At 46.1% G+C, this 15313-nt stretch carries 12 protein-coding genes; all 12 read right to left on the bottom strand.

All coding sequences use genetic code 11. The annotated features are described in order from the left end of the window. Nucleotides 1-22: 22 nt before the first annotated feature. The 12 genes from clpX to H171_RS22650 all read right to left on the bottom strand — a co-directional run bounded on the left by clpX (nucleotide 23) and on the right by H171_RS22650 (nucleotide 15287). Nucleotides 23-1456: an ATP-dependent Clp protease ATP-binding subunit ClpX gene (gene clpX, locus H171_RS22705; RefSeq protein ID WP_100307159.1), complete on the bottom strand. Its 1434-nt coding sequence runs from the start codon at nucleotides 1454-1456 to the stop codon at nucleotides 23-25. Between the two features lie 227 nt (nucleotides 1457-1683). After that, entirely contained in the window at nucleotides 1684-2106 is a 423-nt protein-coding gene (locus H171_RS22700; protein ID WP_100307158.1) for a flavodoxin, read from the bottom strand. 37 nt (nucleotides 2107-2143) lie between these two features. Then, the gene (locus H171_RS22695; RefSeq protein WP_100307157.1) at nucleotides 2144-2695 is read right to left on the bottom strand and encodes a DUF3793 family protein; all 552 of its coding nucleotides are present in this window, start codon (nucleotides 2693-2695) and stop codon (nucleotides 2144-2146) included. An 11-nt stretch (nucleotides 2696-2706) separates the two neighbouring features. Beyond that, nucleotides 2707-2988: a DUF2325 domain-containing protein gene (locus H171_RS22690; protein ID WP_025229989.1), complete on the bottom strand. Its 282-nt coding sequence runs from the start codon at nucleotides 2986-2988 to the stop codon at nucleotides 2707-2709. A 352-nt stretch (nucleotides 2989-3340) separates the two neighbouring features. Continuing rightward, nucleotides 3341-4816 (bottom strand): S1C family serine protease, encoded by a 1476-nt coding sequence (locus tag H171_RS22685; RefSeq protein ID WP_100307156.1) that lies wholly within the window; start codon nucleotides 4814-4816, stop codon nucleotides 3341-3343. 181 nt (nucleotides 4817-4997) lie between these two features. After that, nucleotides 4998-7277 (bottom strand): LCP family protein, encoded by a 2280-nt coding sequence (locus H171_RS22680; protein ID WP_100307155.1) that lies wholly within the window; start codon nucleotides 7275-7277, stop codon nucleotides 4998-5000. A gap of 36 nt (nucleotides 7278-7313) precedes the next feature. Beyond that, a complete protein-coding gene (locus H171_RS22675) occupies nucleotides 7314-8732 on the bottom strand; it encodes an undecaprenyl-phosphate glucose phosphotransferase (protein WP_100307630.1) in 1419 nt (472 codons plus the stop codon). A gap of 98 nt (nucleotides 8733-8830) precedes the next feature. Continuing rightward, nucleotides 8831-9820, bottom strand: coding sequence for a glycosyltransferase family 2 protein (locus H171_RS22670; RefSeq protein WP_100307154.1), 990 nt, complete (start codon nucleotides 9818-9820; stop codon nucleotides 8831-8833). A gap of 1 nt (nucleotide 9821) precedes the next feature. Continuing rightward, the gene (locus H171_RS22665; RefSeq protein WP_100307153.1) at nucleotides 9822-12014 is read right to left on the bottom strand and encodes a glycosyltransferase family 2 protein; all 2193 of its coding nucleotides are present in this window, start codon (nucleotides 12012-12014) and stop codon (nucleotides 9822-9824) included. Further along, on the bottom strand, nucleotides 12011-13018 hold the full coding sequence (locus H171_RS22660) for a glycosyltransferase family 2 protein (protein WP_100307152.1): 1008 nt from the start codon (nucleotides 13016-13018) through the stop codon (nucleotides 12011-12013). Before H171_RS22660 ends, H171_RS22665 begins: the two co-directional genes overlap by 4 nt. 4 nt (nucleotides 13019-13022) lie before the next feature. Beyond that, complete coding sequence (locus tag H171_RS22655) at nucleotides 13023-14090, bottom strand: zinc-binding dehydrogenase (RefSeq protein WP_100307151.1); 1068 nt, start codon at nucleotides 14088-14090, stop codon at nucleotides 13023-13025. A gap of 9 nt (nucleotides 14091-14099) precedes the next feature. After that, entirely contained in the window at nucleotides 14100-15287 is a 1188-nt protein-coding gene (locus H171_RS22650) for a class I SAM-dependent methyltransferase (RefSeq protein WP_100307150.1), read from the bottom strand. Nucleotides 15288-15313: the final 26 nt, after the last annotated feature.

The following is a 15313-nucleotide window of genomic DNA, read 5'->3' as shown; positions in this document are numbered from 1 at the left end:
GTCCCCAGCAATTCCCGCTTTATTAACATCTCATCTGAATGAGAGGACCGCCGTTCTTATCTAAGTAAGCTCTCGTTATGACCACTGATCCAATGTTGGGATCCTTGGGAACCTCATACATGATATCAAGCATGAAGTTTTCTATAATGGCTCTTAAGGCTCTTGCTCCTGTCTTTTTCTTAAGAGCTTCTTCCGCAATCCATTCAAGTGCCTCATCCTCAAACACCAGATACACCTCATCAAGCTCCAAAAGCTTTTTATACTGTTTTAAAATGGCATTCTTCGGTTCTTTTAAAACCCGGACCAGAAGCTCCTTATCCAAAGATTCCAGGGTTACTGAAATGGGAAGGCGGCCTAAAAATTCAGGAATCATGCCAAATTTGCGTAAATCCTCATTGGTCACGTGAGACAGGATATTGGGATCCTTTTCGTACCGGTCTTTTAATTCTGCGGAAAAACCAATGGATGACTTTTCCTTCAGCCGCTCTCTGATAATATCCTCTAAATCCGGGAACGCTCCTCCACAGATGAATAGAATGTTCTCGGTGCTTACCGCTGTCATCGGGGTGAGAGCATTTTTCTGGTTTGAGCCCACAGGGACCTCTACACTGCTCCCTTCTAACAGCTTTAAAAGCTCCTGCTGGACGGACTCTCCGCTTACATCCCTGCTGCTGGTATTCTTCTTTTTTGCAATCTTATCAATCTCGTCAATAAAAATAATACCCCGCTCCGCCTTTTCCACATCATTATCAGCCGCCGCAAGCAACTTGGAAACCACGCTCTCTATGTCATCGCCTATGTATCCGGCCTCTGTAAGAGAAGTGGCATCGGCAATGGCAAGGGGAACATCAAGAAGCTTTGCCAGGGTTTTAACCAGGTAGGTTTTTCCGCTTCCAGTGGGACCGATCATTAAAATATTGGATTTTTCTATCTGAACATTCCCTTCCTCATCCCCCTTTTTGGAATCCGCCAGATAAACCCTTTTGTAATGATTATAAACTGCAACGGAAATCACCTTTTTGGCCTGTTCCTGGCCGATGACATATTCATCCAACCTCCGCCTGATCACATGAGGTGCCGGAATATCTTTTAAATTAAGTGCCTGTCCTGGCTCCTTTTCCGATTTCTTTTTCACCCTCTGCTTATTAGGTATCTCAAGATCTTTTCTGTCTAAGCTTCCCAGATCGCTGAAATTCAAATTCATATAAGGCATATTCTGAATCTTTGTTATATCAAATCCGCCCTGTGTTACGGAATCAAATGCTTTCTGCATACAATCATGGCACAGATTCATGCCTCCGGGCATGGAAACCATAGGCCCTGTCACATTCTCCGGCCTGCGGCAGACATAGCAGACTTTTTCATACTCATCATCGTCATTTTTCTTTTTGCCGCTGTCAGAGCCGCGGGCAACTGTATCTTCCATTTTCTCTTCCGGAAAATCTTTCTCGTCCAAATTGTAATCTCCTTCTATCTGTAATTATGCACCGCATACCAGATTATTATAAAGCATTTAAAAGTCTCTTACAAGTACGGGCCGGGAATTTAGATTTTTTTAATGAGTTGAAATTCAAATGATTGCAAAATAACATTCAATATGCAATAATAAAGCGCTGAATACTTTAAATAAGTACTCAGCGCAATTCATTGAATGATTGACCGTCCTATGTAATACCTTTCCTATTATGCCAGAGCCGCCCCCAATGCTTTACAAGCTGCTGCAGCCTCTCCGTCAGGCGCTTCATTGCAGATCACACTATCGCAAGCAAGCTCCACACCCGCGTCTTCGCAGGTCTTTTCCCAGGAACGCATCCATTCGCCGTCGCCCCAGCCATAGGAACCGAACAGGGCAATCTTTTTACCTGGCAGCCTGGATAGGCAGGAAGAAAACATAGGTTCAAATTCACTTTCCTCCAGAACCTCCGCCCCCATGGCAGGACAGCCAAAAGCAATGGCATCCAGAGAATCAATCATGGAAGCGTCAAATTCAGAAGGGGTGAGTATGACCCCGTCTGCACCCTTTTCTTTTATTCCCTCCAATACGGCATCTGCCATTGCTTCGGTGTTTCCGGTTCCGCTCCAATAAACTACTGCAATTTTACTCATGATGTATAACCAACCTTTCTCATTTAATCCTTCTATATCAAACGGCTACGGCGAGCCGTTCAACAGCTGTGCCTTTTGACCACTGTGCAAAATAAGTTTCCGTACATTTTTTATATCGGTTAAAGGTTTGTATCGCTTTTTCCTCATCGCCGTAAACCTTCCAGCATCCGATGCATTTACAATGACAGGCCTTGTTGTCGATGAAACCTTGAACGTCCTCTGGGGGATAACCAAGAAACAATCCAATTTCATGAGGAAATCCAGAGCAGGTACGCAGCCTGTTCACAAGCTGTACCACACAGCGCTGGGAGTTTTCAAAAGAATATCCATATTGCTTCAGCAAGGCGGAAGCATACCCATCCGACAGATCCCGTTTCAAGTGGCTGGGACGATAGAGGTAGATCAAAGCCCTCTGCTTGTAATAGCGCAGAGGTAAAACCCGGATTCCTTTTGGCGCAAGTACGCGGTTTAGCCGCCTCACCTCATTTTGGATTTCTTCTTTGGAACGGCAAGGGCAGGAAAACAAACTCCCCGTTTTAATCCCGGCAAGCGTCGGTGAACAGTGCCTGATCAGCATTTCTTCTGACATGTTGCTTCCTCCTATCCCACGTGTTCTACCAGAATATTTTTCAAAGCCGACATGGAGCTGGAATGGGAACGGGCGATTATGGTATCCAGTCCCTTTGTCTCACTCAATGCACAGCGAACCATTTTATGGGACATGGTGCTGGTAAAAAGCACCAGCAAATCAGGCTTGCCGATTTTATTTTTCATTCCGCCCTTTAGCTCTGTAAAGACCTTTGCACAGCAGCTGTATTCCTTGCATAGTTCTTTATATTGGCGTACCATGCACTCATTTCCTCCAACGATGACTACGCTCATGCAATTACCTCCAATCCTTTAGTTAGTTCACACTAACTATGTATGAAAAGATATGCGCCCGAAGACGCTGTGAATTAGTAAAAGAAATCAAACACCATATCCCCGCTTATAAGGGCAAACAGCCTTCCTCTCTTATGCAACCGGTAAGAAAAAGAGCCGCTGGTTCTTTGCGCGGTTAGCTATAACTAACTACATATTACAATACTGGAAACACCTGCATTTGTCAAGCATTTTTGAAAAAATAGCTGTCTTTTTCATATGGCGGTTTAAAAATCCATAGAGCCGGCACATTTTTAAGTACAAAAAAATCTCCCCAGGCCCAATCAATGAACCTGGAGAGACTTTATTCTTCTTAACCCTGCTGCGGGACCTCTGCCGGCCGATTGCCGAGAGTAATATCTACATTCCTTTCTACATACTGTCCGTTTTCAAGAGACTGGACAGTAAGAGTCACAGTGGTTCCTCCTTCGTAATATTTAAGCATGTTTGTCAGGTCATCGTAGGTCTTAATTCCCTGGCCGTCAAACTTGGTAATAATATCTTTTTCCCGCAGATCTGACTTGGAAGCTGCTCCGTCTTCTACGATCTTATAGATGAACACGCCCTGAGGCATACCAAGCTGCTGGCTTGTGACTGCATCAATATTCTTGCACTGGATTCCTAAATATCCCTGATTTGCATCGGTAACCTGAGTTCTGGTCTTTCTGGTCATCAGGGTATCAATGATATCCTGAGCCTTGGAAATGGGGATCGCATAGCCCATACCCTCTACTTCCGTAGAAGAATACTTGGCTGAGTTGATACCGACCACCTCGCCCCGCATATTTAACAGAGCCCCGCCGCTGTTGCCGGGATTAATGGCCGCATCAGTCTGAAGCAGATCACGGCTTGTGCCATCCTCGGTCTGTACGGAACGGTCAAGTGCGCTGACATAACCTACGGTAACGGACTGTCCATAGCCAAGAGCATTGCCGATGGCGATAACCCCCTGACCCACCTTTAAGTTATCGGAAGTTCCAAGAGAGGCAATCGCAATCTTTGATAATGTGTCAGAAGAAATATTTTTTAACGGAACTGCGATCACTGCTAAGTCGCTGTCTGCATCCGTACCCTTAATGGAAGCATCTACGGCTACCTCATCAATAAACGTAACCTTTAATTCCTCCGCTCCCTGTACCACATGGTTATTCGTTACGATTAGAAGTTCATCGTCGTTCTTGCCAACAACGATACCAGAGCCGCTGCCAACCCCTTCTCTCTGCATAGGGCCGAACCATGTCTGGCTTTCATAAACCATCTTGCTGGTAATTGCAACTACGGATGGCATGGCTTTGTCTACGATGGCTGAAACATCATTAGCGGTGGTAATGCTGGATGTGTTTGACGCCTGGACTCCTGAATCGCTTGTGGAAGAGGGAATAGTTTCCGCCTGACTGATCTCCACAGGGTTTTTACTTCCATAAGCTCCGGCTGCCCAGTTGATTCCAACCATGGTGCTTCCGGCTACCACTCCAAATACAAGTGCTCCTCCTACAAGGCCTGCTGCTTTCTTTGCAAAGCCGCCTTTTTTCTTAGGCATTGCTTCCTCCTGGAAGGCATTTTGCCCTGCTGCCCTGTGATACTGGTATTCCTGATAATGAGGAATATTCTGCTGCGCTTCATAAGAGCTGTGGGTCTGGGACTGAGTCTGGCTGCTGCTTTCGGAATCCTGGGTACTGGATTTTTCCAAATCAGGATCTCTCATAATAAAATTCGTGGTAACAGCTTCTTCTTTATGCTCTTCAGGATTCATGCGGCCTGTGTCTTTGCTTTCATCTTCGTCATACATAGAATCTATCTCCTTTCATGTATACCTCTTATTTCCTTTGATAATCAGAGTCTATCAATGAATTGTGACCATTTTGTGATAAAATTATATTGAATATGTGAAAAGAAAAAAATCCCCGCATCAGCGGCCTTTTTAATCGCCAAGGCCCTGTCTGCGGGGTATTCAACTTTTATTTACCTAATCAATTATTGGTTGGGGGCTGAACCACAATCGGAACATCCGAATTCCCGCCAGTCGTCGGGTTGGAAGGATGGGATGAAGTTGTTTCCCCCGGTCCGCCAGATCCGCCCGGTCCTGCTGAGGTTGTCTGCGGAGCCGTTGTCTCGTTAGGTTCCGAAGGCTTCCCTGGTCCTGGTCCATGAGGGGATGTAGTCTCCTGTTCACTGGTTGAAGGCAAAGGCTTTGTTTCCCCTGGTTTCGTTGATCCAGTCGTTGTTTCTGAAGGCTTTGATTCCCCAGGCCTGGTTTCCTTGGTCTCACCCGTACTGCTTTCTGAGGAATCCGTAGGCTTTCCTGGTTTTCCGCTTCCATCCGTAGCTCCTGTTGAACCTTCCTGTGGGGAAGATTCTTCTGCAGCAGTGGTTTTCTCCGGTTTCGTCGCTTCTGTGGCCTTCTTTGAATCATTGTCCTTCGTGCTGTTGTTCGAGGTGCTTCCTTGCTTATACATGCCGGTATCAGCGGCTATTTTAGCGCTTATTTTTTTAACCATATCCGATGGCTCATAGTCTTCCTTATCAAAAAGAAGTTTATGAAGTTCGGTAACATTGGATTCCAAGGTCTGAGGGATTACGCAGTCTCCTCTTTTTCCTACCGTCATATCACCGCGGGTAAATGGAAAACCACCTGTTTTGCCGATATGATACTTGCCGATATCCAGAAGCAGCTCCGTAAAGTCACTAAAGGTTAGGTTTGATCCTATCTGGTCTACCTCCATCAACAAGATCCTGTTAAGCAGTCCAAGGTCGGCCTTCTTTGCTTTTTCAAAGGTTTTTTCAATAACAAGGCGCTGACGCTCTGTTCTTTGAAAGTCAGTATCCATTTTTCTCAGTCTGGCATAGGCAACTGCCTGAACACCATCTAAGTGATTCATTCCTGCTGACTTTAAATGAACCGAAGGCACGCCTGTTTCCTTAACGGTTTCCGTGATAAAGGAATTGATATAACGAAATTCTGGTTTGGTAATTTCAATGTCTACACCGCCCAGCATATTAATTCCGTCAGCTACCGATTTCCAGTTAAAGGTAACGAACTCCGTGATATCCAGATCCAGGTCCCGATTGAGGGCAGCCAGTGCCTGAGCGGCTCCCCCATTGGCATAGGCAGCATTTATCTTGTTATAAGAATATCCTTCTCCAATACTCATGTATGTATCACGGTAAACGGATACAAGCCTGATCTCACCCGTATCTCTGTTAATATTGCAAATCATAATTAAATCAGAGTTACTTCCTTTATTGATACTACCATCACGGCCGTCAAGACCAAAGATTGCTATGGTACGATAACCGGTCATATGCTGTTTCTGTATAGGAGATAAGATATCATTGCTTACCTGGTTTTTATTAAAATCATCTGGTCTTTGGATGGATCCCATCAGTCTGGCTACATAAGCATAGGCGAAAATGCCTGCCAGTGTAAAGACTTCAAGAACCACCATAAGAATGATACGTCTGATTTTTCTCTTTTTTCCAGCCTGAGCCGCCGATCGGCTGGCAGCCACACTTTTATCCTGCGCCGGTACTCTCTGCTGCTGCTTTGTACCGCCGTCTCCTATGACAATCTGGCCTCTTGATGAACTCTGGCCATTTCCCGGTGAAGTCCGGCTTCCTGCAGTTCCCTGGCCGTTTTCTAAGACAGCCCGGCCTCCTGCTGTTCTCTGGCTATTTCCTGAAGCAGTCCGGCTTACCGCTGCTCCCTGGCTAATACTTGCGGCAGTACGGTTTACTGCTGCTCTTTGGCTGTCTCCTGAAGAAACACGGCTTCCAGCTGCTCTTGGGCTGTCTCCTGAAGCAACACGGTTTCCAGCTGCTCTTTGACTGTCTCCTGAAACACGGTTTCCAGCTGCTCTTTGACTGTCTCCTGAAACACGGTTTCCCGCTGCTCTTTGGCTGTCTCCTGAAACACGGCTTCCCGCTGCTCCCTGACTTTTACCTGGACCGGCGACCGATGAGGACTGTCCTCGAAAGGCTGCCTGGCCGTCACCGGAGGATTGCCTGGACCGGTCAGAATTCCTGGTTCTTTCCCCAGCCCCGCCTCTCCTTACAGGCGCATTATTAGCCTTTTTGGGTAAATCATAACCGTCTGCTTCCTGATTTGACCTGCCGTAATTCTGTTCCTGATAATTTTCATAATCATCATCCAGGTAGTAATCTTCATCAGACGGATCTGGTTTTGAGTTGAAACCGCGCTTTCCTTTCCTAGTATCCTCGCGGCCTACTTCATCGTCAAATTCATTTCTCATTTATTTAACCTCATCCTAATCGTGTCGTATCCAGTATCAATACGCATTTTTATTGATAAACCCTTTGAATATGGTAAGAAATAAAATCTTAAAATCAAATCCCAGGGTCCAGTTTTCGATGTAATACAAATCGTGTTCAATTCTTTTTGTAATGGATGTGTCGCCCCGGTAACCGTTCACCTGAGCCCAGCCGGTGATGCCGGGACGGACCTGATGCTTGATCATATAGCGGGGGATCTCCTCTTTAAACTTCTCAACAAAGAGAGGCCTTTCCGGCCTTGGCCCCACCAGACTCATGTCTCCACGAAGGACATTGATAAACTGGGGCATTTCATCAATGCTTGTTTTCCTGATAAAACGCCCTACAGGCGTTACGCGGGAATCATGAGGTGTCGTCCATTTAGTTTTTTCCTCTGTGGCAGTCTGCACCACCATGGAACGGAATTTATACATAGGAAACGACCTGTTATGAAGACCCACTCTCTCCTGTTTGTAAATAAGCGGTCCCGGCGCGGTCAGCTTAATAAGAACTGCCGTGATGAGCATGACAGGAGAAAATAAAACCAGAGCAACGGAGGCTCCTAAAATGTCAACCATCCGCTTCACCAGGGCATTTACCGTATCCGTAAGGGGTACCCGGCGGATGTTGACTACCGGCAGGCCTTGTAAGTCCTCGATAAAGGGCCTTGTAGGTATCATGTTGTTATAGTCCGGTATAAATTTGGTATGGACACCTGATTTTTCGCAGGAAGCTACGATTCCTTCTAAATTCGCATATTCTTTAATGCTTAAGGTGATGGCGATTTCATCAAGAGAATTTAACGCAAGAATCTCATCTAAATCACGAACCTTGCCGATGACATTGATTCCCTTGTATCCGGTTCCCCATTCCTTTGTATCGTCAAGGATCCCCTTGACCTGATAGCCCCATTCAGGATTCACCCGAACCCTGTCAATGAAGCCTTCCGCCGCACGGCTGTAACCAATCAAAAGGATGTGCTTTTGATTGTAACCCTTGGAGCGCATGGAGCGGAGCATCGAACGGAGCATATTCCGAACGGCCGCCTCCAGGGTTATGTTAATAGCACAAAAATAAAATACCAGCCTGGTAGAGAACTCACTTAAATAAGGATTCTTCTTAGCCAGGAACAGGATCAGAGCAAAAAGCAGAACTCCCAGGAGATTGGCCTTACAGATATTAGCAAACTCATACCGTCTCTCCTGAACTCTCTTTGGGGCATATAAATGGAAGAGGCCGTAAAGCAGCAGATAGGTCGGCAATATGATAAGAAGCGCCGCAAAATAGTACTGTGGCCTTAAAACCTGTTTATAAGGGCTGAACAACCGGTTTCCCAGTAAAAGAAGCAGCCAGGCTAATACATAGGATATTACAATGACCAGTCCATCCAGTACTACATGAAACCCATTTAATTTTTTTTGATTATCCTTAATCATAGCAGCAAAACCTTCCATTCGTGCATTGCACCATATTTCTCCACCATAATTCCCGTATATTATACATGATATGTCAATATGATGCCATTAAAATATTCTTAATATGACCTGAAAATTTTTAACTTTCTTCGTAAAAATTCCCAAATATAGAGGAACGTGCCAAAGATCAGCTCTCCTTCTATCCGAAAATAGTTGCCAAGATGGGACATCCGGAACGGTACCTTTCTGGTATTCTTTGCTGTCCTTAGCCCTTCGCTTAACCCTTCCATATAATCGGAAGCAAAACCGATCTTCTTAAAAAACAGATACTTTACAAAGGTGCCGGCTAAAATGGGAAGCAAATTCACCAAAAGCTGCAGAACCGGCATATTCTTATAATTTAAATAAACATTATTCCTGGCAGCCAGCCGGACCTTAAAGGAATTATACTTGGAACCGCTGGTTCCGCTGCCTACATGATAAACCACAGCTGCGGGGCAGTATACATTTTCATATCCATAGATCTTTGCCCGGTATCCCACATCAATATCTTCCAGATAGGCAAAGTGGGCTTCGTCAAAGCCTCCGATCTCTTCAAACACGTCCCGCCTGTAGATGGCAGCTCCCGCACAGGCAGCAAAAACGGTTCGGGGCTTTTGATAGCCTCTGATGCTTTGTCCTACGCCTCTTTGATAAGCCCAGCCTAATATGCTGTACATATCCCCTGCATCATCCATGAGCTCCTTGTGGTATAGCTGGATCATCCTGCTGCTGACGGAAAATATCTTAGGCGACCGGTCCATGGCAAGCACCAGTTCCTTTACGTAATCAGGTTCCGGTTCCGTATCATTGTTTAACAGAATGACATAAGGAGTTTTCGCATGACGGATCCCCACATTCACGGCCCCGGAAAAGCCTGTATTCTTCTCCAGAAAAACAGAAGAAATATTTCTATCCTTCAGCCATTCCACGCTTCCATCCGTGGAACCGTTATCCACCACAAGAAGCTCAAAGTTCTTATCACTCTGAGCTTCCAGGGCCTTAAAACAAGGTTCCATAAATTTTAATCCGTTATAATTAGGAATAATAACCGTTACTTTCTTCTCCATCTCACACCTCAAGCTGATAGGGCTCCCCGATTCTTTCCTTTCGAAGGTCCCGCAGGGCAAAATTGGATTTACGCAGGGTCAGATTGGGATTGTAATAAGGATCCCCGTTTCTTAATATATCCGGCCATTTCCGGGAAAACTTTTTGATTTCCTCATGAAAGCGGGCCACTTTCTCCGGCGTATCCTCAAGCCCTCTTGACTTTGATTCGTAATGATAGAACAGGGCATATGGAGCGTAAACCACCAATTTATTCAAGGACCGGATCTTCATGCAGTAGTCAATATCGTTAAAGGCAACGGCAAGGTCCTCCGAAAATCCTCCCGCTTCTTCAAACACGGATCGTTTGCTCATCATGCAGGCAGCTGTTACGGCACTGTAGTTCCGGGCGCACATTGCCTGATTGAAATAGCTGCTTTCCGCCTTATGAAGACCGATAAAGGTATGCCCTGCAATACCGCCAAAGCCAACCACTACACCGGCATGCTGAATGGTATCATCGGAATAAAGAAGCCTGACCCCGACAACGCCGACATCCTCTCTCTGGCAGAAGCCTAACATCTCATGGATGCTTTCCGGACTTACCATTTCCGTATCATTATTTAAGAACAGGAGATACTCGCCCTTTGCATGGGCAACGCCGAAGTTATTGATGGCGGAGTAGTTAAATTCCCGCTCCCACGTAACCACATGGACAAAAGAGAACTCTTTCTGGATCCTTTCATAATACGCAAAGGTTTCCGGGTCCGTGCTGTTATTTTCCACAACAATAAATTCCAGATTTTGATACGTGGATTTCTCTACGACAGAACGAATACATAAATCCAGGTCAGTACTGTGATCCTTGCTTGGAATGATAACAGAAACCAGGGGATCTCCTGCGATCTTAAACGTAGTATGATAGATTCCGTAATCAATGCCTTTTTCAACAGAAAGCGTCTCTATACCGACCCGGTCATAGTGTGCTTTAATAGCCCTTGCCCCTGCCTCAAAAGCATATAATTTGCTTTCCGGATTGCTTGCGGTGGAATTCTGATGACAGCGCCAGTGATACAAAGCCTTGGGTATATGGGATATCTTTCTGGCCTTTTCTGTGCAGCGGAAAATAAAATCATAATCCTGGGCCCCGTCATATTCTTCCCGGAAGCCTCCCACCTCCATCAGCAGCTCATGGTTAACCACAAACAGGTGACAGATATAATTGACACTTGTTAAAAGATCCGGATTAAAATCCGGTTTAAAATGCGGTTCAAATAATTCTCCACCGTCAATGTCCAGCTTATCTTCATCGGTATAAACCACATCAATTTCCGGATGGGAATTAATCGTTTTCACACACTCAAACAACGCATCGGGCGCAAGGGTATCGTCATGGTCTGCAAGGACTATAAAATCTCCTGTTGCCATTTCAATGGCAGCATTGGTATTTCCCGCAATTCCTTTATTCTCGCCAAGGATCACATAACGGATCCGTTCATCCTTTATGGCATAGCGCTTTAATACCCGTTCCACACCTTCTCCCTTTGGGCTTCCGTCTGCAATGCACACTTCCCAGTTCCCATAGGTCTGAGCCAGCAGGGAATCCAGCATAGCCGCCAGATATCGCTCCGGTGTTTTATAAGCAGGTATTACTACAGACATCTTAGGTCTATAGTCAAAAACAGTCTTTCTCTGGGCTTCCAGCTCTTCATCCGTGGTTTTTGTAAGGGCATACCATTCCGGATAATCATAATCACTGTCAATTCCCTGAAGCTTATGCCTGGATTTTAAAACAAAAGCCTTAAAGCCGTTATCTCTCCAGAAATCTGCAGCGGACCGAAGGGTCTGCACATTCATCATGCTTTTCAGCTTTGTGCTTTTTTTATGGGCGGAGCTGTTCTGTCTTTCGATTATCTGGGCATTCAGCTTCACTCTGGCAGTTTTACCGTCGCACCGGATCACCAGGATCCTGTCCTCGTTTTTCTCCCGGATATAGGGAATGCGGATGTCAAATCCTAAATCCCTGTCGGCTGTTTTCTTAAAGTAGATCTGGCACACATCATCTCTTCGTACCGGAACGTACTTAAATTCCACACTTTTTTCCTGCCCGTCTAAAACCTCAAACGCCGCCTCTGAGTCAAGGCTCTTTCCAATGACCCATCCGTTTAAAACGATTGAATTTTCACGGATTCTCGCTACATCTATCTTATATTTCATCTCTGTTCCCCATTCTCCACGGATGCCGTCATTAAAAGTATCCCCTCTTCTGGACTGTATTCCTCTTTTTCCGTAAAATTGATCCGCTCCTCTTCAATTACAAGAGGCCGCTTCATAACGCGGGCATTAATGGACAGAACATATTCTCCTACAAGTCCTATAAAAAAGATCTGTACGGAGCCAAGAAAACACATGCCGATCAAAAGAGGTGCCATACCTGCCGGAAAACGGTCCCAGTAAACCAGTTTCATGACAAGATAGACAAGTGCCACCATCATGCTGGCAAAGGAGCAGATACTACCGAATATGGTCGCAAGGCGAAGCCCTACTTTTGTATAGGAAGTAACACTTAGCATGGCCGCATCATACAGACGGTAAAAATTATTGCTGGTCTTTCCTGCCCGCCTTTTCGGCTGCTCATATGGAATCTCCTTACGCCGAAAGCCAAGCTCCGCCACAATTCCACGGAGAAAGGGCGTTGGGTCATCCAGTTCCCTAAGAACCTTTATAAATCTTTGATCGTATAAGCCAAAGCCGGTGAAGTGTTCGATCTGCTCTACATCGGAAAGCTTTTTAATGGTTTTATAGTAACAGCTTCTCAGCCAGTACATGATCTTATTCTCTTTGCTGGATTTCTTGATTCCAATGACGATCTTATAGCCTTTTTCCCATTCCTTCACATATTTTGGAATCATTTCCACCGGATCCTGAAAATCCGCTGCCATAAGAATGGTACAGTCCCCCGTTGACTGGAGCATGGCATAATAAGGGGAGTTGAACTGCCCGAAATTCTTGGCGTTAAAAATCCCTTTTACTCTTTTCTCCTGGACGCACAAGCCACGGATAATCTCCCTGGTCCGGTCCTTAGAATCATTATCAATAAAAATCAGTTCATAGGTGTATCTTGGCAATTCAGTATTAAATATATGGTCAATCGCCTGATACAAGGCATTTATATTTTCTTCCTCATTGTAGCAGGGCACCACGATGCTAATTGTTTTCATATGTTCACTTCCAATCTATCCGAACCATTACTTTAATCAAGTCTTCCGGCTTTTCTTTCATAAGCTGCAGAGCCGTTTCCACCTGCTCTAAGCCATTAAGATGGTGAGTCACAAGCTTTTCGGGATTGATCCTTCCATACTGGACCATTTTTAAAAGGCGTTCTATTCTCACTCTGCCGCCCTTTGCAAGCTCTGTGTGGATCGTCTTTCCCGCCATGCCACGTCCGCCTGAAAACTTGGGGAAGGGAAGGTTTCCGGTTCCGCCATAGTAATTCACATTGGATATGGTTCCGATCCCGTATTTAGCCATATCTACCGCCTGGGCAAAGACCTCATCCCCGCCTCCGCAGATAATGACACCGTCAGCTCCCAGACCTCCTGTCCGTTCCATGATCTGTTCCGTCACGTTTCCATCTTTATAGCTTAAGACCTCCGTGGCTCCGAACTCCCTGGCAAGCTTTACACAAATGGGCCTGCTGCCGACTGCCAGGATTCTCGCAGCGCCCAGATGGCGCGCTCCTTCAATCGCCATAAGCCCAATGGGGCCGATTCCCAGGACCACTACGGTATCGCCGATTTTAATATCCGCAAATTCCGCACCTGTAAAGCCTGTAGTAACAACATCCACGCACATGAGTGCCTGCTCTAGGGTAATTCCCTCTGGAATCTTTGCCAAAGTAGTATCTGCATCAGGGATTAAAAATTTTTCTGCAAATACTCCCGGAGCCGTTCTACCAAGCTGGTGTCCGGAAAATGGGGCGGTCGCATGCTTAAAATTCCCTTCCTGAATTCCGCTGGCTCTCCAGTCCGGTGTGATGGCAGGTACTGCTACAAGATCTCCTGCCTTAAAGTCGCAGACCAGCTCTCCTGTTTCCAGGATTTCCGCCACACACTCATGCCCAAGGATCAGGTTAGGAGCCTTTCTGGAACCTCCGCCATATACCGTATGAACATCGGAGGAACAGGGGGTCACCGCGATCGGGCGGAGGATGGCCCCATAGGGAGTTACGACAGGTTCCGGCGCATCATACCAGCCGACCTTGCCAGGTTCGATCAAAACAAAAGCTTTCATAGGTTTTTCTTATATCCTTTCCAAATGATTGGATTTTAACGCCAATATCTCTACATTCCCGCCAAATCTTTCCTGTATGATTCCGGCGATCTCATCCGTATAGCCAGGGGCCACGATTAAAATGGCATCTACCGGGTCCATATGAAAATGATCCGGGGGTACAATGGGAAGATGGGAGGCAGGGGCGTACTTTCCCTGCTTAAATGGGGCGGAATCAATGATGTATCTTGCAAACCGGCCGATGACCGTTGTCGAAGCCAGTGTAAAGCCCTGATGGCTGGCGCCCCATATACCTAAGGTTTTCCCCTGGCTCTTAAGACCGTCAACCAGTTCTTCCAGCTCGCTACCAATGGTATCCAGGCTTTCTTTAAGACCGGATATGTCTACCGGCATAAGCTTTCTGCTATCCTCTGGCTGTACGGCCGGACTTTTCTTCACGATGACAGAAAGGGTATCCCGGTTTATCATTTCCTCCTCTAATACCTGGAACCCGGCTTTTTCTACTGCATAGCGCAGGGTGTCAAAGGTATAATAGGCAAGATGGTCCCGGATCAGTTCATAATATCCGTCATACTGCAGGATATATTCAAGGCTTGGTACTGTAATTAAGCCCACGCCCTCCTCTGACAGGTTGTCTGCTATGCAGCGGAGCATTCCCACCGGGTCTGGCTGATGTTCCAGGAAATTAAAGGATAAAAATCCGTCAAATGGGCCACTTGCGCTGCCGTCATCAGCTGCAAGGACTTCCCCTTCTGCTGCAAACTGTTTCCAGACCGTAAGACCCTTTTCCTTAGCAAGGCGGACAAGACTTTCCCTGTTTTCGATTCCATAAGCCTTTACAGGAAAGTCTGACAGCAGTCCAAGAAATTCCCCCTGGCCGCAGCCTGCCTCGATGAGCTTTTTACCTTCCAGATGATATCTATCAATAAAATGCCGGTACTGGCGTTTTCTTAAGTTTACCATGGTGGTGGTAAAGCCGCCGGAGCGGATCACGTCCTTGTAGTATGCCACAGGTTCACAATCAAACTGTACCAGACCGCATGTCTGGCACTGATGAAGAGAGAGGGTGATTCCCTGCTCCTCTCCCAGTTCTTCCCTGACCGGAATATCCTGAGCCGAAGCCGGCATATCCGCAAGGGTCATCAAAGGCGTTTCCCCAAGAGGTCTGCCGCATACAATACAAATCCTATCTCTCATACCACAAAAATTCCTCCATGTCAATA

The organism is [Clostridium] celerecrescens 18A (assembly GCF_002797975.1).
GTDB lineage: Bacteria > Bacillota > Clostridia > Lachnospirales > Lachnospiraceae > Lacrimispora > Lacrimispora celerecrescens.
Note: the sequence above shows the minus strand (reverse complement) of the source record. Positions and strands in the feature narration are given on the sequence as shown.

Coding starts and splice junctions, on each gene's coding strand:
- H171_RS22700 (WP_100307158.1), bottom strand. CDS start 2,106: ATGAGTAAAATTGCAGTAGTTTATTGGAGCGGAACCGGAAACACCGAA.
- H171_RS22695 (WP_100307157.1), bottom strand. CDS start 2,695: ATGTCAGAAGAAATGCTGATCAGGCACTGTTCACCGACGCTTGCCGGG.
- H171_RS22690 (WP_025229989.1), bottom strand. CDS start 2,988: ATGAGCGTAGTCATCGTTGGAGGAAATGAGTGCATGGTACGCCAATAT.
- H171_RS22685 (WP_100307156.1), bottom strand. CDS start 4,816: ATGTATGACGAAGATGAAAGCAAAGACACAGGCCGCATGAATCCTGAA.
- H171_RS22680 (WP_100307155.1), bottom strand. CDS start 7,277: ATGAGAAATGAATTTGACGATGAAGTAGGCCGCGAGGATACTAGGAAA.
- H171_RS22675 (WP_100307630.1), bottom strand. CDS start 8,732: ATGATTAAGGATAATCAAAAAAAATTAAATGGGTTTCATGTAGTACTG.
- H171_RS22670 (WP_100307154.1), bottom strand. CDS start 9,820: ATGGAGAAGAAAGTAACGGTTATTATTCCTAATTATAACGGATTAAAA.
- H171_RS22665 (WP_100307153.1), bottom strand. CDS start 12,014: ATGAAATATAAGATAGATGTAGCGAGAATCCGTGAAAATTCAATCGTT.
- H171_RS22660 (WP_100307152.1), bottom strand. CDS start 13,018: ATGAAAACAATTAGCATCGTGGTGCCCTGCTACAATGAGGAAGAAAAT.
- H171_RS22655 (WP_100307151.1), bottom strand. CDS start 14,090: ATGAAAGCTTTTGTTTTGATCGAACCTGGCAAGGTCGGCTGGTATGAT.
- H171_RS22650 (WP_100307150.1), bottom strand. CDS start 15,287: ATGAGAGATAGGATTTGTATTGTATGCGGCAGACCTCTTGGGGAAACG.